The organism is Helicobacter hepaticus ATCC 51449, assembly GCF_000007905.1.
Lineage (GTDB): Bacteria > Campylobacterota > Campylobacteria > Campylobacterales > Helicobacteraceae > Helicobacter_C > Helicobacter_C hepaticus.
In genome coordinates, this window is the sequence record NC_004917.1 from 270,047 (window position 1) to 292,309 (window position 22,263).

Below are 22,263 nucleotides of genomic sequence, written 5' to 3' on the forward strand. Positions count from 1 at the left end.
CTGTATGTTTTGCGGAATTATATTAAGATGTAAGTCAATAAATCAAACAAGCACACATCATTCCACAGACAATGTAACCTTTAAGGGCGGAGAAGCAGCAACACCCTCTTGGGAGATGTTCCTTAAGCAATTCATATTTCTTTGCATTATAATGTTTGTTTTTCTTAATCCTGCATTTAAAGCAACAGTTACTATAGAGGACGAGCGATTTTATTATGCAGCACAAACAGGCGGCACTGCGAGTAAAGTTCGTGTAGATAATGTCCCCGTAATTCTCGCCTTTGGTGCTTCACTTACATCAACTTTTGGGAAAGGGCTTGTTCAAACGGTAGATTCTGCATTTGGTAGCATACAAGGAGCAAGATTCTCAGATATAGGATTCCTTGAAAACTTTGCTCAGTTGCGTGAGGACAGGGCAGCACCAAAATTTGCAAAGACAGAAAAAGATTTTGTAGAATATTTCCGCACTTTTGTTCAAAAATGTGCCTTGCGTTATCAAGGTATATCAGGTGCTGCCATTGAAGCCGTTGAGGTAGGGAAAACTTCTTTGCAGAATCTTAATCCAAGGATTTGGCAACCTCAATTAGAGGCAACACTCTATGTTAATGGATATTCCTGTGAGGAATATTACGATAAAATGATGGCTGAATTTAATAAGATTGAAAAACAATGGGAAAATAGAACTATCAAAGCTATGGGGCTTAATCCTGCTACTGCAGCCCCTGCGCTCAATGCTATGGCAAATGCTATGGTAGCTGCTCCTAATAATGTATCTGCACAGGGCGATAATATGAATCCTTTTGTGCAGTTTAAACTAAGAGCTTCGCTTGATAAGATTGTAGGCGAGGCAGTGTATGCAGATAGCTTAGGGATTCAAGGTGCTTATGGGCAGTATGTTAATCAATCAGTCAAAGACGCTAGAGCTAAGCTTACAGATATAAGCAGTCAATCTAAGTTTATATTCTCTCTCAAAAGCGTTCCGCAAGCCTTGCACTTTCTTTTAGCACTATTATATGCAGCATTTCCATTTATGCTTGCGTGGATTGCCATTCAAGGCTATCCTAGTGGATTAAAAGTGCTCTACTATTTCGTGGGTAGCTTATTCTCATTTGAACTTGTTAAAATGTCTTGTGCTCTTACACACGGACTTATTACTGAATATACTTCAAGGAATGCGGCTGAGACATTGCACGGAATGACTGCGGGAGCAATTAATATGAATGATGTGATTCACGGCACTGCATATTATGAATATATGGCTACACAATCAGAAATTGCTTCTACAATAGCAGCAGGGGCAATATTTATTATCCCCATTGTTGTTGCCACAGGACAAGCCAAACTCCTTGCTGCACTCGCACAACAAGCCTCTGCCGCTCCTCAAATGGGTGGTATTGAATCATCAGGGGCAGCAATGGCAAAAGCCAATGACGCAAACAATAGAGATTTAGAAACGGTATCACGAGGCATAGTGTCTGCTTCTGTTATGAAGGGCATTGAGGAAAACAATGCTGCTATCGCTGCACTTCACAAAATGGATAATTATAATGAGTTCAACGCAGGACAAGTAGCACAACAAATGAATCAAATTGGCTCTACGGCAGGATATGGCAAAGAAACGATGTTTAGAGGCGCAGATGGATTCGCAAAAGTTTCAGATGGCGGTAAATTCCAAGGCGTTCAATCAGCAGCTACGGCAAAGGGACTTGGTGAAGCCTATACTGATACACACGACTTTAGAGACAGAACAGGTATCTCGGGTAATGCCCTTGCTAGAGGACTAGGTAATGACTCTGCTGTAAAAACAATCGCTTCTGCTAGAGGACTTATGAGTGGTGATTTCTATACACGAGAGGGAGACCTCTCGGGCGGTAGAGAAGGTAGTTTCTACGCACAAGGCTTAGAAACTAATGCTCGTATAGCTGCTAATCAAGCCGCAGGTGTAGGAAAGCTTGGAGAAACTACTAGAGAACAAATGAATGCTGTTCAATATGGTGCTGAAGCTCAAGTCCTTAATCAAATAGCACAGGGTAGAAGTTTGCAAAGGACTTATGGACACGGAGCAGGATTCCAAAGGAGTTTTGATGCTATGGCTGAAACAAGTGCTGATATACAAAATATTACTGCAAGAGAAACTGCTGCAAGTGCAAGGGAGCATTTTAATGGTATTAGTGGTGGCAAAGGTGAGGATAGTTTCTCAAGTATAACAAAATCTAATGCAGATTTGAGACACGATAGCACCATAGGAACTGCAAAAGGTTATGATGGAGGTGTTGGGTTTGATGTGGCAAATGGAAGTGATGGCAAAGTATTTCAAAGAGCAGCAGAGATTCAAACATATGCTCAAGGAATGACGCAAAGTCAAACCGAAAAACAAATAGGACAAGGCATTAAAGACTCATTTGGAAATACTTTCAATGCAACAGAAGGACAAACATTTGATAAAAAAGCAGAAGACATAAATAAAAGCCACTCCCAAGCACTGAAACAAGTTTATGATGGACATTCTAGCTCTATGGGGGCAACAGGTGATATAGGTAATGAAGTAATATCACTTGGAGAAGCAGCAAAAAAATCTCACACACATCTTGCTAATGAGAGAGCAGCAGCTCAAGAATCGTATGTAAATAATGCTATGAATGCACTCGGCAATGATGGATTAAAACAATCTATTATGGCAGAACAAGTTTCAACAATGGCTTCAGCAGGTGTAATGAATTACTCCTCTATGTCTGCTAATGTTCAAGGAGCACAGGCTTCAGGAATGATGAGTAATGGCATAGTAACACATACAGGTATGCAATCAATGATTGCAGATTCTACAATGAGACATCATAATACATTGGCTCTAGGTGATAGATTTGGTAATAGCAATCTCACACAGCTTACTCAATCATTAAGAGAAGCAGGTATGAGTGAAGTGGGTATCGCCTCTATTGCAAGTGCTTCTAGTCCTGCTGAAAGAGCAAATAGATTTGCAGCCCTTACACGAAGTTCTACACTTAGTGGAACAATTAATGGGAGAAGCTTCAATCTTGCTGCGGGTATTGATGGGGGCTATCACGGAAGCTTTGATAGTAGCTTAAATGTTCGAGGTGGATATAATGTAGATATGGGTAGTGTAAGTGCAGCAACAGGATATGGAATAGGTGGTGTATCAGGTATGAGAGCAATAGGTATGGCAAATACAGGTATGAGCTTTATAAGTAATACTGTGAGCAATGTAGGTATGTTTGCTCCTGCTGGTGGTATAGCTAAACTTGGTGCAAATACAGGACTTATTAATCCAAATAGTATGTATGCTCAGGGTGTTGGTAAGTTTAAAGAAGCAATGAGAGAAAAGAAAAGTATTGGAGAGAATCAAGCTACGAGTATGGGGAATGGGGTAAAGGATAATGTAAGAAATGAAATTATGGGGAATGGAACACACTAACGATACTACGACATAATAGGAGAAAGTAACTTTAAATGCTAAACATTATGCTCCTGCTTCAAGAGCAGGACTCATTTAGCATTCAACAAGAGACAGTTCGTCTTTAGACGATATAAAAACTCCAACCTTCCGCAATCAATTCCTCTGTATCCTTTCTGCGTTCAATATACCAAGGGTGTTGTGCTTCCTCTCTTGTTTCATCAGCCCAAATAAGTTCAGATAATAATTTTTGGGAATCTTTTGTGTTATCTATAAACTTACCATTTTTCATCGGTGCATACAAAAGCCCTAGTTTAAGCTCCCCGCTTTCTAACATATCGGCTTCTTTTTCTGCTGAAATATGGGGGTAAATAGGTGGTCTTTCAGGGTCAATGGCTCTTAATCGTCTTAAAAGCCCGTCAGTAGTCCCATCTCTCAACCAACCAATAGTTTTTCTCTTGTAGTCCCTATTTCCCTCCGCCAACTTCTCCTCACTCCTTCTTAATTCCTCCTCACTTCGTCTTAATTCCTCTTTTCTTACAATAGATTCTGCAATCTCATCTGCACTTGGTGCAAATACTGCTGCCCACATCATTGCTTCTGCTGCATTTGCCATAGGTTACTCCTTTTAAGTGAATTTCAATGGGAGTATTATATATAAAATTGCATATACTTTTCAAATAGATTAAAGTTGCGCTAAACAAAATGCGATATAATCTTTAAAAGTATAAGGAGTATGATATGACAGAATCAATGCTTAATCCAATAAAGATTACTGATGGAAGCAAGGAACATCTCAAGTCTTTAGAATCTGCCATTCAAAAAGCTACTTCAAAAGAGCAATTATCTGCTATTAGCATTCAAGACAAAGAATTACTTAAAAAGAACTATAAGGTAACAAGGCTCACAAAAGAGGATTCTATTGCATTATGGGCTCAACAGAACTAAGTATCATTCAGCTTACAGACATACTTAAATATGACAATGAAGCACAACTCTCTCAAGCTCTTTGTGCTTTTTCTTGCTCAAAAAATAAAGAGTTAGAAACTTTTATTAGAGAAAAAGCTATCCAACTTGAAAAACAACACCACACACGCACATATCTTATTTTGAAAGGGAATACTATCCAAGCATTCTTTGCTTTAGCAGTCAATCTCCTAGAGACAAGCACCTTGAGTAAAACGCTTATTAAAAAACTAAGTAGCAACCATAATGCTAACACGCAATATATCCCCTGCTTTATCATAGGGCAACTTGGCAAAAGTGATGATTCGGTTATTAAGGGAGATGAAATAATGGAGATTGCTTTATCAATATTGCTAGAGATTCATAATTACTTAGGCACAAGATTTGTTCTTTTAGATGCTGTGAATGTGCTAAAGGTAATAGAGTTTTATGAACGCCATAAGTTCGTTAGGCTTCCTGCAAGTAATGATGATAAACAAATAAAGATGATTAGGTATTTTGCATAATTATGTTTATGTGAGTGATTGCGCTAAAAAACTTTCTCTTATCTAGGCTTTCTTTTGGCATTATTATCCATACCATTTAGAAAAGAAAAATTACAAAATCGTATAATGAACCTCAAAAAGTTAAAATTTAAAAAGTATGATACAAGCAATAGGGAATACTTTTATAATGCGGGTAAGAAAGTGCGCTTTAGCAATATTGATAAGGTTGATATTGTTTTAAGTCTTTTGCATAACCTTAGAAATCGTTGCTATCATTGGGAAAATATTAAAAAATGGCATTATGAAAATAATGCTCGTTTTCCAAGGCTCACTACAAAAATAAAAGACACACTCATAGGCATATCCCCAACGCAAACAGAGATATTTCTCAAAGATATATTAGAAAGTTTCAATACAAAATTAACAAAATATTGCGAGATTTAAAGATACAAATAGTATTTAGCGAAGTTTCAAGAAGAGGTGGGCAACTCGTATGCCCTTCGAATTTCGCTTATGATTATACTCCAAAAACTAAAAGAATATTTAAAGCTTTCAATGTTTTAGAGTTTAACTCTGCTATCAAAGGAATGGAGGGGTGTGTGGTGTAGAATCTAAATGTGATTGGTGCATTATGGTGTGATTGGTGCGCTAGTGTGTGCTTACAGCTCGTGTGCTAGTATCAAAGCGTGGTGTGATTAATTGGCGTGTAGAATCTAAATGCTAAAGTGTGGTGCGGGGAGATTTTGCCTTGGTAGCCTTGGTGGAGTTTCTCTTTTGGTAGCTTATACCTAGCCACGCAAATGTGGAGATTGCAATATCTCGCAATTTTGCTGCGATGTGGCATTAAGTGGCAGCGCGGAAGTGAAATTTTCTCTTTTGATAGGAAATACTTAATGTTTTGCCAAGCATACATTTTGCAAAGCAATAATTTCCCTTAAAAGAATATTGAAAGGAATTAAAAGGAAATTTAATAAAATTATTTATATAATTTTTGTATAAGGGTAATGTATATTTTTACAAGAAGGAGATGGAGATGATGGATACAAAAAGAGCTAAAAAATTGCTAGATGAAGTTTTAATGAAAAACAAACAAAAACAGCAAGTATGTCTCACGCAAACAAAAGAATCTACCTCTCATAATGGCATCAAAAGCAAAAATGCGGATTTCATAGATTCACTCAATGACTCCAAAATAATGGAGCAAGTGGTTAAGGAAATGGCAAAAGATGTAAATAATCTTGTAAGGAGTGCGTGATGAAAACAAAACAAAAGATACTCACAAGGGCTAGTTTTGGAAAGATAGGATATATTAATGTTCCCTCTTTAAACACAGGAAGCGTGTCTAAAAGTGTTTATGGCAAAAATAATTCAAAATCCTTGCAAGTTGCACTTAAAAAAGCAAATAAAGCATTGGATAATCTTTATGAGAAATATCAATGAATACCTTACGCATTTTTTAAATATTTATCTTTCATATCTTGAAGTTGAATTATATTCCTCTATGTTTGAAGATTCTATTGTGGGGAGAAATATTGATGCGCTTGTTGTTTTTCAAGATACCTTTTGCCTTTTGCTAACCAAGAATCTAAAGGATAATGAGATACAAGAATTATTAGAAAACTCGCAAGATGTTGCTAATGCGTATATTAATGAAGCTTACGACAATCAAATAAAAACTCTAAAACCGCTTAATTCAAAAGACTTTAGCATACTTCTAGGTGATAAGGAATTTATAGACTTGATTAAAGAGTATCAAGTTGCTTATAAGGATTTTTTGCAATATCTCCCTCGTTTAGGATTATCAAATGAGGTCTTAAAGCAATTTCATATAAATAAAGAGGGCAATATTCTTGTTCAATCTATTTTAGAGTTTAATAACGCCTTAGCCCATATAAGCAATACATTTTATTCAAATGATGAAGTTAAGGATAAAAGTGGCAATATCAAAAAAGCCAAAAATCATATCTACCGCGCAATTTTGGATAACTACAAAATGTTACTACGCTTTATGATACCTGCAATAAGGGAAACAATGACAGAGAATTTATGGCAAAATTATCGCAAAATAAGGATTGATGAATTTTTGTTTTTAGGGCGCAATATTACAGATAAAACAAAAAACAATGAAACAATGACTAAGAGATACAAAGAGTTCTTTAATGTATGTTTGAGCATACAAAACCACTAGATTCTAGCTTTTTAAAATCCTCTCAAATATGCTTATTTTCCCCAAATCTAGTAGATTCTGTATTCTCTCTATAAAAAACTTCATAAAAGCCTTTTATAAAAAGAATTATTTTTTAAGAAAAAAGAACTCAATATTCCTTCAAAAAGGATTCCAAAGAAATATTGAGAACAAAAACTATTGATTGTATTCTTTAAGCCGTGATTCGTGTATTTTGCTATTGTCAATAAAGGTTTCAAAGGTAACTTTTCCTTCTTTCCTTAATTCAACTACCCAATCTTTTAATTGATATTGGTCCAAATACATAAACACATACTTAATGGGAAGTTCATCTTGTTCATATAAAAAGCCACCAAATGAAAATAAGGGGGCATTTGTTAAACCAAAATGATTGGGATATAACTTATCATTATCTCCACAATACTCCATACTTCCCGAACCACCTAAGACATCATCTCTAAAATCTCCAAATCTCATCTCAAAATCGATTTCATTTTCAATGAGTTGTTTTTTTGTGATGTCTGTTGGGTGTTCTTGTTGAAAAAACTCTTTAAGGCTTCCTCGATAATGGAGAGTCATACCCTTTTTATCAAAGGTTATGAAATCTTTTCCATAATATCGATTCAAATCCTCAATCACCGCTTTTGTTACTGAATCTTGCATAAGGTCTCCTTTATGCGATTTCTCTATTTTGGCTCAATTCTTTTTCAAGAAAATCGCACAAATCAGAATATCCACTTACAAAATGGCTATCGATAAAGTCTTTCATATCAGGTGAGCTGAATATTCGGACATTGTATTGCGCTCCATTGATATAGTCGTCAAATTCTTTCAATACGCTATCTAAAAGTTTCTCAGCTCTCTCAAGAGTCTTTTTACTTAGTCTTTTTACTTGAAAAATCTCACGCACTTGTCTCTTGTCAAGATACAGATACCCAAAGGGGTAACTGTCCCAAGAACAAACAGAACCTCGTGATAGACTAAGTCCGCCGTGGTCATAACAATATACCTTGATATAGATATAGTCATTTCTTGCAAGAAAATCCTCTATCTCATCGCAATCTGCAAAATCATCAGGCACCCAAAAAGTTTCACCCTCTTTGTTGTCAATGCTTTTGTAGATGTCATCGGTAAAATGCCTTCGCGAAGTGCTTAAGAATCCTACACCAAGTCCCTCTAATGGGTCACTCCCACATACATCGTGTTCGACTAGAAACCATCTGCCGTCCTCAACTTGCGTCATAATTCCATCAACTTGTTGTAGTGCCTCTAAAGCTTTTTCGTTTGTTACATTTACTCTTTGTAGCATAATATGCTCCTTTTACCCATACTACTTAGCTCTTGGGATTTTAAAATTTAAGCTAAATATGAAGTTAAAAAACTCCATTGAAGGAACATTTATCCCTAGAGGGAATAAAAGAATGTTCCCTCTAGGAATTTTTGTAGATTCTGTTTAGTAGGTAAAATCAAACAATGTTGGCTGATTAGAATAATCCTCAGCTTGGGTAGCTTCAGGATAATATCCAATACTTCCGTCCTCTTTTAGCTCTATATTGCTGTTAATATCAACAATAAAGTGTCTAAAATAAACGAGTGCTTCATCGTAAGTTTCAAAAGATAGCGTATAGTCCTCTTGTCCTTCCTCGATTTCTGTCACAAGGTATAAACCTGAAACTTTGTCTTGGTGGATTTTAACGAGTGAGCCATACTCTGTTGCTCTTATCATTTCCTCTGCATAAGCTTCCTCAAAAAGTGATAACTGAATCATAATAAAACCTTTCTCCCTAATTTTTATGGGAACTCATAGCAAAAGCTATGGAACAACGCTGCTTGGATATTTGTCCCACAAGGAACAAAGATGATATTCCTCGCAGAACAAAAAACTGACACTGAAGTAAAAAGTATTTACTCCATCAAGCACTTTTTGTGAATTTGTCCTAGAGGACAAAAATAAAAAAGTCCTCTGTGGAACAAATAAAAACACTATCTAGGATAGTTATTTTTTGGGTGGTTTGCTAAAGCCACTTATGATTTCCTCAAGCCAAATTAATGGTTGATTTATCACAAAGCTTAAGAATCTAATAAAGCCTATCTTGCCTTTAAAATTGTGTAGGACATACTTTATGCTAAAAGCACTTAGTATGAGAGCCAAACACAGATAAATCAAAGCACAATAGCCAATAAAACAAATCATAGAATACCTCTTGAAACAAGCTCTTGGTATTCATCATCACTTATCAAATTTTCCTCTCCACTTCTATAAGCAGTAACAAGAGCCGCTCCACTCACACCGCGTTTTTCTAAAACTACTACAATGTTTGTAGCAGTATCAAAAAACTTTTGTGATTGTGTAATGTGCATACCTCCACGCTCAATTACTTGAGTGTTTCTAATAGCACGAGCGATTGCTCCTGAAAGCTCCTCACTTTGATTTGCTTCAAAGCGTTGTTGAACTCTTTGAATAAAGTGAGATGAAGTTGAGATTCCTCTTTGAACTTGCCCAAAGAATAGAGCAAAAAGTGATGTTTCTGATTTTTTTGTTTTCTTGGATTCTTTTTTTGCTAAGGTTCTAGCAATTTTGGTAGCTACACAAGAAATTAAATCTTGCGTATTGATGTGTGTGTAGGTCATTTGAAATCTCCTAATGTAAATAAATCACACAAGGAAAATTTCACTTCCACAAGGGAAAATAAAAAATTCCCTTATGGAAACAATGAGCTATTAAAAATTAATAGCAAGCCTTAAGACTATTACACATAGCGAACTTTGTGCTTTTGTTTTCTGCTATATTTTGTTTTATCACGGACAATTCTTGTTTGTAAAGAAATTTCCCTTCTAAAATTTGCTTGTATAGCAGTGTCTCGCTTGATGATTTTCATACAAAATCCTTTGAAAGTAATTTAAAGAGTAAAATACTCCAAAAGAGATTTATAGCAGTATCCCAAAAGGGATAAGCAAATAGAATCCCTGTTGGAATATTCAAAAAAGTTAAGGAATAAAAATATGGGAAAGAAGCAGAGGAAAAAGTCAAAAAGACTTAATCCTCAAGGAGTAGAAGCTATTTGAAAATATTTGTAATAAAGTCAAACACTTTTGGTTGCAACAAGAACATCAAAACGATGATACCTATTGCATAGTATCGAACTTCTCTACGGAGTATTTCAAACTTGCCTTCTAATTTTGTTATGTCTTGCCTAACATCAGCTATTTCTTGCTTTAGCTCTAGTCTCAAGATTTGGATAGCGTTATCTAAATCCTCTTTTGTGGCAAAGATAGAGTGCATTTTGCTAATGATTGTAGCAATGAGATATTCTTGTTTTTCCTCGAATATCTTTTTAAAATGCTCCTCATCTATTGCCTTACATTCAAGATTAACTATTGCTTGAGAAGCTTCAGGGCTAAAATGCTTTTGAAGCTCTTTTTGCCAATGCTCTGCAATGATATAATCAATCTGCATTCTTTCTCCTTTTTTGGAGCGTTTGTGACATTCTACCATATTTAAATCCTTTTTTTCAAATCCAACAAAATTTTACTGCACCCACGGCTGCATTACTAGCCAATATCTCTGCTTTGTTCCATTTACACTTTTTTCAAAGGGATAAATAGAACATCGCTCCTCACGCAAAAATGCTAAAGTGGATTTTATTTGTTCCTCCTTAGATTCTTTTGTGAATGGGTTGAGATAATAATAGTGTTGTAAGAGCATTTCATCGCTTAATTCCTCACAAGATTGAGCAATATCCACATTTATGGGACTTTTAATATGTTTAAAAATCTCAGTCAATGCTTCAGTGCTAAAACTATTAAGTGGAGAAATTGGTTTGAATCTCACTATATTTAGAATCTGCAGTTTCTGTTTTGTTAGAAAAGCTACCTCTAATTACTTCCTCCTCTTAAAATAATATTCATAAGGCATATTTTGTATCATTTCAACTTTGATATTTGATTGCAATTCTTGTTTGGAGATATATTGCATTGTTTTATTTCCAATATATTCTTTATTTTGTATATGGCTAGGAGCAAGAGTTATTTTGGTTATATTGCCTACCATACTAGAAGTATCCATATTGAAGAGTTCTTTGTGGCAGTATAAGGCAAGAGTAAAACTTTTATTACTCTCTTCAAATGATAGGCAAAAACGCAATATTCCATATTCATCAGTTTTGCTCTCATAGAGCCTATGATGAAAATATGAATAAATATAAATAGGAGTGTTTTGCAAAAATCCTTGTTGATTACTAAGAGTGAGATTAATGGTTACTGTGCCATTTGGATTCTCTGTTTTTTGTTCTGGTGCTGTGCCTAATATACCATCTCTTTTATACCATTGATAATACAATGGCTCTAATTCTATGTCTATCTTTCTAAAATTCGCAGTTCCTGAAATAACTTGAAACCAATTATTGTATGAATCTTGTTGGTCTTTATTCTTAGAATCTATTTTCCCATTTTTATATCTCCTATATAGCAAAATTTGTTGTTTAAGTCTTTCTTTTTCTTGCAAAAAATATTCACAGATTCTAAACTTCTTAGAATCAACGGCTCTAATATTATAATACAAGCCTAAATTTTCCTTTATTGTGCTTGGATTGTGGAGTGTATAATATTTTTCAGAGGTGTAATATGGAAAAAAGCGTCTGCCTTTTGGTGTTTTTATCTCTAATAAATTAGAGTTTTTATCATAACTATATTCATAGATTTTATGCAAATCATTTACTTGAATAATAGTATCTTGCTCGTCATAATGCGTTTCTTTTATCTTATAAGTAGTATTCCAAAATACTGCTGGATTGAGTAACTTATCTTTAGAATCCTGTATTTGATAATGCAAATGTATGGCAAATTTATTTCTTAGATGCCTAATAATTTCATTTTTTATTATTCGCTCTTTTTCTTTTTCTAAATCTTTGCGTTCCATAAGCTTTAATAATGTATTAAGATGTATAGCTTGAATACCATTTTTATCCAATATATCTATATATGCTTTATGTTGTTTTGCAATGCTTTCGTGCCACTTTTTATTAATAAACTCTTGGGCTTTTTGCATTTGCATATTATCCGTGATATTTTCTAATATCGTAAAATCATTTTTTAAAAAATCAATAAATGCTTGAAAATAATTCACTTCTTGAAGTTTTAATACATTATCATAAATAGTATTAACTTGTTGATTATCTATGCTTAATAAAGATTTACCAATTCCGCCAATAATACCGACCAAATCTCCTTGCTTGATTGTTTGTCCATTTTGCACGAATACAACATCCATATGCAACAATCCGTGCTTATTTTTATCTTTATCAATGATATACACAGAGTTTAAAGAAGATTTTTCATTAAAAATAATTTGCCCATCTATTGGTGAAAATAATGGGGGTTTTTTGTAAGTAAATTCTCCCATTGAAAAGCTTTGTGAAAAGCATATATCTATGCCAGAATGTGGCTCTCTATTTTTTAAATCAGTTCTCCTGCCAAAAGTGCTTGTAATTCTATATTGAGTGTCTTTTTGAAATGGTTTGATTGTTGGATTATCTCTCTTAGATTCTAATATATCTGTATAGAGATAGCCATTCCCTAATACTTTACCTTGCGAATCTTTTGGTATGGATATTTCTTGATTCTTATTTTTATTACCAAATAACATCATTGTAATAACATTTCTAAAATTATCTGCTAGGAGCATTATATTCCTTATGCTACGGCATATCAGGCAATTCTTGCTCTATGCTATCAAGTGCGTCTTGTGTGATTTGCTCAAAATTGTTTTGATAGTCTTGCATTGCTTTTTGTGGTAGATTTTGTTTTTGTGCTACATATCGTGCTAAATCATCAAAAATCTGCATATACAAATTACAGCTTGCTTCAAACTCTAAACCATCAAGACGATGGCAAATATTTATCACATTTTGTAAATGATAAGTTACTTCAAAGCCTAGTGTATCACGCAAGGTTTGTAAATTTGTGGTGCTTAAAAAAGCAATGATTTTGTAATGCAGAATAGAATTTAGCGAATTTGTATCAGTGGCTATGTGTTTTTTAGCTATAAGTTCCGCAGTAGTGGTTTTAAGATTCTGTATTGCGACATAGTAGCAGCTTTGCTCCTCACTATAATCCTTATCATTTTGCGAATCTTGCGAATTTGCATTATAGGTATATTGCAACTTTTCGCATTCCTCTTGTGTCAAGTTGTTTACAGAATCTAATGTGGCTTTATTGATAAGATTTTCCAATACAGAATCTAGTGATACAATAGTTTGCGTTGTAGATTTTGTATTTTCTTTTATTGGCATACTCCAAGCATAACCCATAAGGCTGCATAGTAACAATATGATTATTTTTTGCTCCATTTTACCCCTCACTCTGCCTTTACCTCCCCACCTTTAACGACTAATCCTTTAGAATCTATGACTACTTCTACTCCACCAGCTTTAATAACGATAGAATCACTTTTGGCTACAATAGAAGTATCGCTCACTTGAATTGTTGCTTCATTATTAGCATTAAGGAGATAATTAGAATCTGCAATCATTGTTATATTGTCTGCAACCATTACAGCAGCTCTATCAGATTCTAAACTCAAAGATTGAGGAGATGACAAATGAATATTCTCATTAGAATGAATAGCAATTTCACCTTGTGTTTGAATATTAAACTTTTTCTCAATGCTTATATCGCTGTCCCCCTCCACCACCTCTCTCTTATTCCCCCCTACATTCCTACTCTCATCTTGTTTGATACTTGTATTGAGATTCCCCCCTATCTCCACCTCCTTATCCTCTCCTACATATTCACTACTCTTCTTTGCAATCCTTACTTTGTTATCTACTCCTACATTTAAAGTATGACTTAATCCTACAATGGTATCTTTAGATAAAGCTACATTGGTATTATATTCTCCTCCAATACTTACAATCTTTGCTAAATCTATGGTTTGAGTATGAATCTTTTTAATCCTTTCATTATAAGTTCCCTCTACTTGAGATTCTTTATTGTTATGTATGGTTTGGAGAAAGTTATGCTTAATGAGTTCTTCATAATCTCTTTGTGCTTGAAGATAGATGTGTTCTTGTTCTTTGAGATTGGAGAGCGTGATTTCATTGAATCCAGATTCTATGAGATTGTGATGAGAGTTTGTATTCTCTGCTTGCAATGCACTGCTATTATTAAGAGTTCTTGCACTTAAACTTGTTTGATGAGCATTTAAAGGGAGGGGAGGTAAGGCAGGATTACTTGGATTGTAGAGACTGCCTATAATGATGGGCATATCTATGTCATTATTTAAGTAACTTATTAATACTTCATCTCCCACTCTTGGAGTATGATAAAAACCTGAACTTGCACTTGCAATAGGAGAGCTTACTCTAAGATAAGGAGAGTAATGATAAGAATAGGCTTTCGTTTGTGAATTGTTACTATCCACATCATTGTTTGTTGTATGATTTTCTTGTGTGAGAGGGTGATTTGCTTGAGTATTATGATGGTTATTCTCTGCATTATTTCCTTGAGCATTTCTTTGTTCTTTCGCTCTTGCATTATCTATAACTTCTTGATTAGCAAAGCAATTCATTCTTACTTTCACCCTGCCAAAGTTATCTGTATGAATAGTATTTCTTTGTCCTTCTATATCCTCACTCTGCCCAATCACAATTCCTAGAGTGCTATTTGGAGCTTTAGGCTTACTCTTTAAAGAGGGAGTATAGCTAAAGGGGAGAGGTAAAAGGGTTAGAGTATTGACATAAGAGTGAGATATGTTTGAAGCACTCATCTATTAATCTTTCCTATCCACCTTATAATATTTCCTTTTGAATCTATTTCAACACTTAAGTCTTTGTATTTGTTATAGAATCTAGGGGCTAGGATTTCATTAAAGTATTTTGTGCCTTTGGGCGTAATATCCACCCACACATTATATCTGCTCCAACACTTAGGATTATCCCAAAAACTCTCTTTGGTAAGTTTTACATCACATTTCACTTCCCACGCAAAATATCGTTCATTATTGATAAAGTTTTCCTTAAAATACTCCCAAGCTTCCTTGCAAGATTGCTTATAATTAGAGAGATTATAGAGAGAATCTATCGCCTCATCAAGACTTGAGCCAAACTCTATGTGTTGCTTTAAAAATGCCTCTTGTATAATATGCAAATATTCCTTTTCATAGTCATTTAGCCATTCACTCATCAATACTTCATCAATCTCGTGCCATTCATAAAGTAGCTGATTATAAAGACTAAATTCTATCAACTCCAAAACATCTGCCCTATTTGCATTGGGATAAGCGATGCGATATATATCCATAAGGCTTGTGTTTGTATTTCTTAAAGCCTTGTGATTACGCCAATCCCCAAAGAGACGATGAGTTTTAGAATCTATCATTTTATAATGCTTAATGCTAAAGTTTTGCATATAGGATTTTATCATTTTTCAAACCATTCTAAGATTTTGATTATAAATGTTCCATCTTCTTTTTTGATTTTAGTATATCGTATTAGTTTGTTTATTCATAGCTATATACCTCTAAAATATCTCATCAAAGCCATAACAACAATAAAAGCAATAAATATAAGAAATATAAGGAATACATCATCACCAATAAAATGTTTAGCTATAGATATGAAGATAATGTTACCAACAATAGCAAAAATATATACAATAAGAATAATTGTAGAGCTGTGCAAATGTATAGAGCTGTGCTTTTTAAATATACTCTTTTGCTCTTCAAAGCAATAATGCGTAAAACCAAACACAAAACATAAAATTTTATAATGATTTTTTACTCTAAAATTGATATATTTTTTTCGGAAAAATGATACTTCCTTTATTTTTGTGATATTTTCCATAAACTCTATCTTATTCCAGCCTTCTTCAATTACCCAATCATCATCATCAATCACCATTCTATTTTTTAAACAATATGAACCTGTGATATAAAATAATCTTTCTAAATCTTTTTGAGTAAAGTCGCTTTTTATGGATAAAATTTGCTTTTTTACCTCTTTATATTTTCTTTTTACCCTAAAAATAGCAAAACATTCCTCCTTACCACTCAAATAAGCATATTTATGATACAGCTCTTTATCTTTTTGATACCTTTCTGTGTCTTGTTGTATATCCCACAATATATCCTCATAGGAGATATTAACATTGAATATTTCACTTAAAATATAGCAAATTTCTAATTCTTGTTGCGTCAGACTAATCAAGATTGTGTTCCTTTAAAAAACTATCTACTTCTTTGCTAAAATAATCATTAACAATAAAATCTCCGACTTCAGCCCCAAAATAAGCTCCAACTCCAGACATTCCCATTATACAACCAACAAAAAACCAGCCTGTAAAAGGACAAACAGCATAGCCAACTGCACCTCCTGCACTTCCCCCAAATACTGCTCCACCTGATATAGTAGCCTTAGCTTTATTTTCAGCTAGATAAATATCGTAAGCAAATGCTCCAAAAGAAACTATAACCAAAAATCTTCCAAAATATTTAAATCCTGTGGTTATGGAGCTTACTTTTTTATTATCTTTGCCTGAAGATTTAATAATCTCCTTATAAACCTCCATTTGTTCTTTACTCGTAAGTTGTTCAAAAGGCTTATTGTATTTTAAATCCTTGATTTTTTTCTCTACCATTTCATCAAAAGTCCTACCATCTTTTTTCATAACTTCTGCTATACTTTTACCAAGATGTGTGCTTTTTTTACGCATATCATTCATAGTCTGATTGCGGAATATATTGGCTTCTCTTGCTAATCTCTCAGCCAAAATATTGCGTCTTGATTTATCGTTTTCCTTTTCTACTTCTTGTAAGAATTTATTTGACATTTCCTTTATGCCCTGCTTATACGATTGTCTAATATTAGCATCTTTTATAAATTGCCTTGCAAAATTTGCCGCCTCTGCTTCAATCAAATGTAATTCCATTCTTAATTTTTCTATTGTATATTCATAATCCCACCCCACATCTCTATTTGCTCTCCATAAATAAGCAAAGAATCTTATTTGCTTATTCTCCCATTCTTCTTTGAAAGGAATATTGACTATTTCCCCTTTAATATTTTCTAATTCTTTAAATCTCTTAGAATAAATCAGAGGTTGTGTCTTATTGACTTGCTTTAATGTTTGCTCTATCTCTTCATCTCTATCAAATACAATGTATCCCCATTTAGTTTTATGTTTATATCTTTGTATAGATTCTTTAAGAAGACTTTGTTCATCACCTTGTATATTTTTCTTTTGAGAATCTTTAAGAACATAATGGGCTTGAAGTGTGATAGATTCTATAAGATGATGTTCTAAAGGTGAATTAAAAGAATTGTGATTGTATTCTTGTGGTATATACTCTATGGCATTAACTTTAATATTGGGCTTTATATTGTCATTGAGAGTGATAGCTTTAGGAATGTTTTTCTCAAAGCTTAATCTTTGCTCTAAAAGTTCTCCTACTTGTTTATCCTTTGGTTGGATAGTTTTAGAAGGAGAGATTTTGATATGAAAGTCTTTTTGTTCTTCATCTAAACCATACCTATTTAATACAAAATACAAATCTGAATTAGTCATCTTAGAGCTGACATAAGCATTATGAAATTCTATAAAGCCATTTTCATCACTTTTAGCCCTATCTACAAAAGAATAAAAGTTTGGAGAATACACATAAATCTCTCTATTACTTAAAGCTTCTTTTTTATGATTAAAGCATTGGGCTTTGATGTGTATAGGGAGAGCATCTTTTGGAGTAGAGAGAGCAAGAGAAGAGTTTGTGGAATCTTTAGTGGAATAAGAGTGGGTAGGATAAGCAAGATAGTTTGGAAAAGTATGGAGAAGTGTATCTATATCAAGGGCATTAGAGTTTTTGTTTAAGAGAAGTTCTATAAGGGATTGGTAGTCTTTAGATTCTAAAGTAGGATTTGGCACTAATTCATATTCTAAAGGATTAGAATCAAACATAGAAAAGAAAGATTGGAGTTTGGATTCAAGGGAGTCTATGAGGGGTTTAAGAACATCATCAGCAAGGAAATTTATAAAGTCTTTGCCTGTTTGAGTGTTCATTAAAATACCTGCGATAAGTGCAGAAATTCCACCAATAACAATTAAAGCAGGAGCTGAAGTTAAGCCTAAGGTTGAGGCAAGGATAAGAGAGATTCCAGAGGCAAGTAACATTTCAATCACCAATCCTGCACCTGTTTTAACTATATCTCCATCATTGTTCCCATAATTATAAGTAGCAGATACAGAAATACCCTCTGCTTTAAAGACATATTTAAGTGCTTTTATTTTCTTTGAAAATCCTTGCTCTATTGCTAGTTTTGCAACCTGCTTTGCTCCCTCTTCCATTGAAGCAAACACTCCACTTATTCCAGCCATTAAAGTATCTGCAAAATTGCCTTTGTATTGTGAATAATAATGGATTGTATCAAGTAAAGTATTAAAGATTTCAGATTCTAAGCTTAGAGATAATTCTTGAGTTTGCGTATTATAATCTGCAAGGATAATATAAGAAGCATTTTTATCTTTAAGATTGTCATAATGAATAACATTGAGTTCTTTTGCTAAATCAATCTCTAATCTATGGGCTAATTCATAAGCTAAATCTCTATCCTTTTGATAACGAACTTTTAAGTCATTAATAACTTGTTCTCTTTGTCCTTTATCAAGTAAGGCTTTTAATCTTCCATATTCTTTTTGAGGGAAGTTTCCATCGCCATATACTACACTTGGGGATAATTGGATATTGTGTATAGAATCTTGTGGCATTAGATGTCCTTATAGCCTAAATCTTTTATCTTATCTTTTAATTCTGCATCACTGATTGTTATGCCTTGAGATTCTAAAGCTTCTTTAGTCTTTTGGCGAATGGAGTTGAGTAGTTTTTCTCGTTCTTGATTTGTTACATATTCATCGCATAAAAATACTTTATGATAATGCTTAGGCATAAAAATCAAATTGAAATACTTATAATTTTTACTCGGTGCTTGGTAGTTCAAAAAATAATAAACAAAACAATTAGACCTTTCTAAAAATGGTCTTGGAGTATAGTATTTGACTAATCCCACTTCCCCAAACTTAAAGAATCCCTTTTGCATTCTAAACCAATGCCTACACTCAAAACCTATGCCTTGATTGGTAATATAGATTTTGTTTTTGCGATAGTAAAATGCTTGGCGATACGCATCTATAACTGAATAGAAAATGGCAATATAGAGCAAAAATATCAACCAAGACTTTGGGCTATAAAATACAGCAATCAATACAAGAATAGGATTTTCGTCTGCGAATATTTTACTTATCATTATTGGGAATGCTATAAGAATGAATAGAGAAAATAAAAAAATTAATATATAAGAAATCCAATCCAATATAAACACATTATGCCTTATCTCATACAGAATCTCCTCTCCAAACTCATCATATCTTATATCTTGCTTTTCTTTCATACTCTTTTCCTTCTTAAACCCAAAAGGCTCATTCTAGTGTGATGTATCATATCAAATCCGCTCTGCTCGTTGATTGTTTCTATAAGGAGTTTTTTATGAGTTAATCCAACTAGATTAAGTCCAACAAGATGATAACATAATATGAAATCTTTATGTTTTATAACATAAAAAAGCCCTGCAAAAATATTATGTCCTATTCCCAAACCTGAAGCAATGCCAATGTTTTGCATATCAATACATATATTGCCATAAAACCTATATTGCAAAACAAGTTTGTCCTTATACACAAGGATTTTTCTTAATAAATATGGCTTACTCATTATAAAATAATAAAGTGGCAAAGCCAATATGCTTATATTTTGTGAAAAGTAGGCAAAAAGAATTAAAGATACACAAAAAAGAAAAGAAACTACTGCCTCATAGAGAAACAATATCCTCTGATACCATTTTTGTTGGTATGCACATTCACAGACAAACAATAACTTATCTTGTATGATAGGTTCTTGTCCAGCTTTATAAAATATAAACATATAGGCTAAAAGATATATACATATTATCATAAATATAAAATTTGCAAAATCCACACAATAGAGTTTAAAGAATAAACCAATTCCAAAAGCATTAAGAGTGGATTCTGCCGCTATAAAACATATCACAACCGCCAAAAATTGCACTACAATAAAAGAACGATTGTATATTCTTGCACATTTTGCATTCAAACTCGTTGTGCCTAATCCATTAAAAAGAAATGTGTTATAAGGAGCGTTAGCGTTCATTATTCCTCCCTCATTGCTCTATTTAATCCAAATTGACTTGCATAAGAGATGCTATCCACATTAAAGCCAAGTTTTTGATAAAGTGCTTCTTTGAGCTGTGTTTTGTTCTCCAATCTGCCTAGCATATCATTATCAATATTGCCTAAAATCTGATAAGTTTCAATCACTTTCTTTTTTTATTGAAATTTACTCTAGCAAGTGTTTGATTAACTCCTATCCCAAGTCCCTCTCCAACTAAAGCAAGATTCTGCAAATTAAGCGTAATATCACCATAGATTCTATATCTTACTATGAGGCAATCTTTACATAATAAAACCTCTTTAAGTAAAAATGGTTTTGCAAAATATAAATACCAAAGCCACAGACTAAAAATAACAAGAGACAAGTTTAAGCTAATTAATAACCCAACAAGATAAAATAAAATCAAAAATACAAGCATAAGATAGTCATAAGATTTTATATGTTTTCTGCAAATAAGTAAAGCTTTTGTTTCATCTGCTTTTACTTGAGTGTGTCCATTTTGATACAAAAGTATATTAGCATACAAAAAAATCACACAATATAATCCAAAGCAAATATTTAAAAGCGTCAAAAAAATGGGAGAAAATGGATATTTAAAGCTATGAGTTAATCCTAAAATGCCTAAAACAAGAGGAGCATAATTTAAAATAATAAATATATAGCGATGAGTTATCCGTTCTTTTTGAGTGCCAAAACCATTAAGCAATAATGGGTCAAAGTGTTTCATAGAATCCTCGTGCTTGAAATAATAGCTAAGATTCTGCCTTTAGTTCCAAGTCCTTTAGTTGATTCTTTGAGTGATTTATCTACCCCATATTTCTCTGCTAATGTTGCCATTGAAGCAAACACTCCACTTATTCCACTCATTAGTGTATCAGTGGTATTACCTTGATATTCTAGCAAATTTGTATTAGATTCTATGACTAAAGTTGAAGTATTATCCTTATTGATAATTTCTTTAGCTGTAATGTTAGAATCTTCATAGGTAAAGGGTTGGTTTGTATTATTTTGGTGTGCAGATTCTGTGTTGGTCGTAGATTCTATATTGTTTTGTGTGTTTAATGTTGTGGCATTTTTTAAAAACTCTTGACAATCAATATTACACATTATAACTTCTGCGAAAGGAATACGATTATATGTATCTTTAGAATCATAAAGTTTAATATTATTATTTGGATTATAAGTAGCATTGGGGTTAGAATCTATAATACCAGCCTTAACATCAAATCCTTTATTACTAGAGTTAGGTAAGCCTATTTTAATACCTGCTGTGTTGGGTTGGTTAGGATTGTTGGGATTCATAAGGTCATCTCCCAAGGGTAAGTAAAATTTTTTCATCTAAATTATAGTGATTAATACCTTGAGATTCTAAAGTTTTTTTAGTTTTTTGTTTAAAGATCTCAAGGAATTTATCTACATTTTCTGCCATTTTCTTGTCAAATAAAGGATAATAAAAATTACCTTTTATCTTTGCGTCAAACCAACCAAAAGGCAATTTTTGTTTTTTCATATCATAAAATATAAACACATAAAAAAGAGGAGGTCTAAATCTTACCACCAATCCATATTCTCCATAATGGAGATACATTGTCTTTTTGAAGAAAAACTGATAGGTTTGCACAATAAAATAATCATTATAGAGAACTATTTTACGTTGATTGTTGAAAATAATCTCATTCAGACAAAAAATAAATCCCCATATCATTAATACTGTAAATGGAAAAATAAGTATGGTAGCCCACTCTTTCTTGATAGCTTCAATCAACTCCATTAGAGAAGTCGTCATATATAAACTATATAATATACCAAAACTAAAAAGTATCACAATGATATTGATGAATTTGTGTAATATGCCCATTTTAGATTTTATCTCAAAGATAGGTTGTATATTGTTCATTGTCCTGTCCTCCCATACCTATATGGCAATCCTTGCAGAAGCAATGGGTCAAAGTTGCTCTTAGCATCTTCCCTCATTCCGCCTTTA

28 protein-coding genes are annotated in these 22,263 nt (G+C 33.4%); 7 read left to right on the top strand and 21 right to left on the bottom strand.

The window, feature by feature from the left end; translation table 11 throughout:
* The first annotated feature begins 115 nt into the window (after positions 1–115).
* Entirely contained in the window at positions 116–3,433 is a 3,318-nt protein-coding gene (locus tag HH_RS09130; RefSeq protein WP_158295422.1) for a conjugal transfer protein TraG N-terminal domain-containing protein, read from the top strand.
* 103 nt (positions 3,434–3,536) lie between these two features.
* Here HH_RS09130 and HH_RS01370 read toward each other — a convergent pair whose 3' ends face one another.
* Positions 3,537–4,028: a hypothetical protein gene (locus HH_RS01370; protein ID WP_011115120.1), complete on the bottom strand. Its 492-nt coding sequence runs from the start codon at positions 4,026–4,028 to the stop codon at positions 3,537–3,539.
* A gap of 125 nt (positions 4,029–4,153) precedes the next feature.
* On the opposite strand from HH_RS01370, the gene HH_RS01375 reads away from it, so the two are divergent.
* From HH_RS01375 to HH_RS01405, 6 genes are all read left to right on the top strand, one after another.
* On the top strand, positions 4,154–4,360 hold the full coding sequence (locus HH_RS01375; RefSeq protein WP_041308938.1) for a hypothetical protein: 207 nt from the start codon (positions 4,154–4,156) through the stop codon (positions 4,358–4,360).
* Positions 4,342–4,884 carry a hypothetical protein gene (locus HH_RS01380; RefSeq protein WP_011115121.1) on the top strand — a complete coding sequence of 181 codons (543 nt, stop codon included), beginning with the start codon at positions 4,342–4,344 and terminating at the stop codon, positions 4,882–4,884. The genes HH_RS01375 and HH_RS01380 overlap by 19 nt, the downstream gene beginning before the upstream one ends.
* A gap of 54 nt (positions 4,885–4,938) precedes the next feature.
* On the top strand, positions 4,939–5,307 hold the full coding sequence (locus HH_RS01385; protein WP_011115122.1) for a hypothetical protein: 369 nt from the start codon (positions 4,939–4,941) through the stop codon (positions 5,305–5,307).
* 589 nt (positions 5,308–5,896) lie between these two features.
* Positions 5,897–6,118, top strand: coding sequence for a hypothetical protein (locus tag HH_RS01395; RefSeq protein WP_011115123.1), 222 nt, complete (start codon positions 5,897–5,899; stop codon positions 6,116–6,118).
* The gene (locus HH_RS01400) at positions 6,118–6,303 is read left to right on the top strand and encodes a CJH_07325 family protein (RefSeq protein WP_041308944.1); all 186 of its coding nucleotides are present in this window, start codon (positions 6,118–6,120) and stop codon (positions 6,301–6,303) included. The genes HH_RS01395 and HH_RS01400 overlap by 1 nt, the downstream gene beginning before the upstream one ends.
* Positions 6,287–7,051: a hypothetical protein gene (locus HH_RS01405; RefSeq protein ID WP_011115124.1), complete on the top strand. Its 765-nt coding sequence runs from the start codon at positions 6,287–6,289 to the stop codon at positions 7,049–7,051. Before HH_RS01400 ends, HH_RS01405 begins: the two co-directional genes overlap by 17 nt.
* A gap of 174 nt (positions 7,052–7,225) precedes the next feature.
* On the opposite strand, the gene HH_RS01410 is transcribed toward HH_RS01405, so the two are convergent.
* The 20 genes from HH_RS01410 to HH_RS01495 all read right to left on the bottom strand — a co-directional run bounded on the left by HH_RS01410 (position 7,226) and on the right by HH_RS01495 (position 22,176).
* Positions 7,226–7,711 (bottom strand): hypothetical protein, encoded by a 486-nt coding sequence (locus HH_RS01410; protein WP_011115125.1) that lies wholly within the window; start codon positions 7,709–7,711, stop codon positions 7,226–7,228.
* Positions 7,712–7,721: 10 nt separating this feature from the next.
* Positions 7,722–8,357: a hypothetical protein gene (locus HH_RS09135; RefSeq protein WP_011115126.1), complete on the bottom strand. Its 636-nt coding sequence runs from the start codon at positions 8,355–8,357 to the stop codon at positions 7,722–7,724.
* A gap of 144 nt (positions 8,358–8,501) precedes the next feature.
* Entirely contained in the window at positions 8,502–8,816 is a 315-nt protein-coding gene (locus HH_RS01420; protein WP_011115127.1) for a hypothetical protein, read from the bottom strand.
* Positions 8,817–9,044: 228 nt separating this feature from the next.
* Entirely contained in the window at positions 9,045–9,242 is a 198-nt protein-coding gene (locus HH_RS01425) for a hypothetical protein (protein WP_011115128.1), read from the bottom strand.
* Positions 9,239–9,679 (bottom strand): hypothetical protein, encoded by a 441-nt coding sequence (locus HH_RS01430; RefSeq protein ID WP_011115129.1) that lies wholly within the window; start codon positions 9,677–9,679, stop codon positions 9,239–9,241. The genes HH_RS01425 and HH_RS01430 overlap by 4 nt, the downstream gene beginning before the upstream one ends.
* A 119-nt stretch (positions 9,680–9,798) precedes the next feature.
* A complete protein-coding gene (locus HH_RS09780) occupies positions 9,799–9,927 on the bottom strand; it encodes a hypothetical protein (RefSeq protein WP_011115130.1) in 129 nt (42 codons plus the stop codon).
* Between the two features lie 179 nt (positions 9,928–10,106).
* On the bottom strand, positions 10,107–10,505 hold the full coding sequence (locus HH_RS09140; protein ID WP_011115131.1) for a hypothetical protein: 399 nt from the start codon (positions 10,503–10,505) through the stop codon (positions 10,107–10,109).
* Positions 10,506–10,577: 72 nt separating this feature from the next.
* Entirely contained in the window at positions 10,578–10,880 is a 303-nt protein-coding gene (locus HH_RS01440; protein WP_011115132.1) for a hypothetical protein, read from the bottom strand.
* A 48-nt stretch (positions 10,881–10,928) separates the two neighbouring features.
* On the bottom strand, positions 10,929–12,731 hold the full coding sequence (locus HH_RS01445) for a M23 family metallopeptidase (protein WP_011115133.1): 1,803 nt from the start codon (positions 12,729–12,731) through the stop codon (positions 10,929–10,931).
* A 13-nt stretch (positions 12,732–12,744) separates the two neighbouring features.
* Entirely contained in the window at positions 12,745–13,395 is a 651-nt protein-coding gene (locus tag HH_RS01450) for a hypothetical protein (protein ID WP_004087673.1), read from the bottom strand.
* 8 nt (positions 13,396–13,403) lie between these two features.
* Positions 13,404–14,813 carry a bacteriophage T4 gp5 trimerisation domain-containing protein gene (locus tag HH_RS01455; RefSeq protein ID WP_011115134.1) on the bottom strand — a complete coding sequence of 470 codons (1,410 nt, stop codon included), beginning with the start codon at positions 14,811–14,813 and terminating at the stop codon, positions 13,404–13,406.
* Positions 14,810–15,469 carry a hypothetical protein gene (locus HH_RS01460; RefSeq protein ID WP_011115135.1) on the bottom strand — a complete coding sequence of 220 codons (660 nt, stop codon included), beginning with the start codon at positions 15,467–15,469 and terminating at the stop codon, positions 14,810–14,812. Before HH_RS01460 ends, HH_RS01455 begins: the two co-directional genes overlap by 4 nt.
* Before the next feature lie 86 nt (positions 15,470–15,555).
* Positions 15,556–16,251 carry a hypothetical protein gene (locus HH_RS01465; RefSeq protein WP_050720590.1) on the bottom strand — a complete coding sequence of 232 codons (696 nt, stop codon included), beginning with the start codon at positions 16,249–16,251 and terminating at the stop codon, positions 15,556–15,558.
* Positions 16,244–18,802 (bottom strand): hypothetical protein, encoded by a 2,559-nt coding sequence (locus HH_RS09705; RefSeq protein ID WP_011115137.1) that lies wholly within the window; start codon positions 18,800–18,802, stop codon positions 16,244–16,246. Before HH_RS09705 ends, HH_RS01465 begins: the two co-directional genes overlap by 8 nt.
* Entirely contained in the window at positions 18,802–19,482 is a 681-nt protein-coding gene (locus HH_RS01475) for a hypothetical protein (protein ID WP_011115138.1), read from the bottom strand. Before HH_RS01475 ends, HH_RS09705 begins: the two co-directional genes overlap by 1 nt.
* Positions 19,479–20,258: a hypothetical protein gene (locus HH_RS01480; protein ID WP_011115139.1), complete on the bottom strand. Its 780-nt coding sequence runs from the start codon at positions 20,256–20,258 to the stop codon at positions 19,479–19,481. The genes HH_RS01475 and HH_RS01480 overlap by 4 nt, the downstream gene beginning before the upstream one ends.
* A complete protein-coding gene (locus tag HH_RS09485) occupies positions 20,258–20,425 on the bottom strand; it encodes a hypothetical protein (RefSeq protein WP_011115140.1) in 168 nt (55 codons plus the stop codon). Before HH_RS09485 ends, HH_RS01480 begins: the two co-directional genes overlap by 1 nt.
* The gene (locus HH_RS01485) at positions 20,422–21,006 is read right to left on the bottom strand and encodes a hypothetical protein (protein ID WP_011115141.1); all 585 of its coding nucleotides are present in this window, start codon (positions 21,004–21,006) and stop codon (positions 20,422–20,424) included. The genes HH_RS09485 and HH_RS01485 overlap by 4 nt, the downstream gene beginning before the upstream one ends.
* Positions 21,003–21,581, bottom strand: coding sequence for a hypothetical protein (locus HH_RS01490; protein WP_011115142.1), 579 nt, complete (start codon positions 21,579–21,581; stop codon positions 21,003–21,005). The genes HH_RS01485 and HH_RS01490 overlap by 4 nt, the downstream gene beginning before the upstream one ends.
* A 4-nt stretch (positions 21,582–21,585) precedes the next feature.
* Positions 21,586–22,176 carry a hypothetical protein gene (locus HH_RS01495; RefSeq protein ID WP_011115143.1) on the bottom strand — a complete coding sequence of 197 codons (591 nt, stop codon included), beginning with the start codon at positions 22,174–22,176 and terminating at the stop codon, positions 21,586–21,588.
* Positions 22,177–22,263 lie beyond the last annotated feature (87 nt).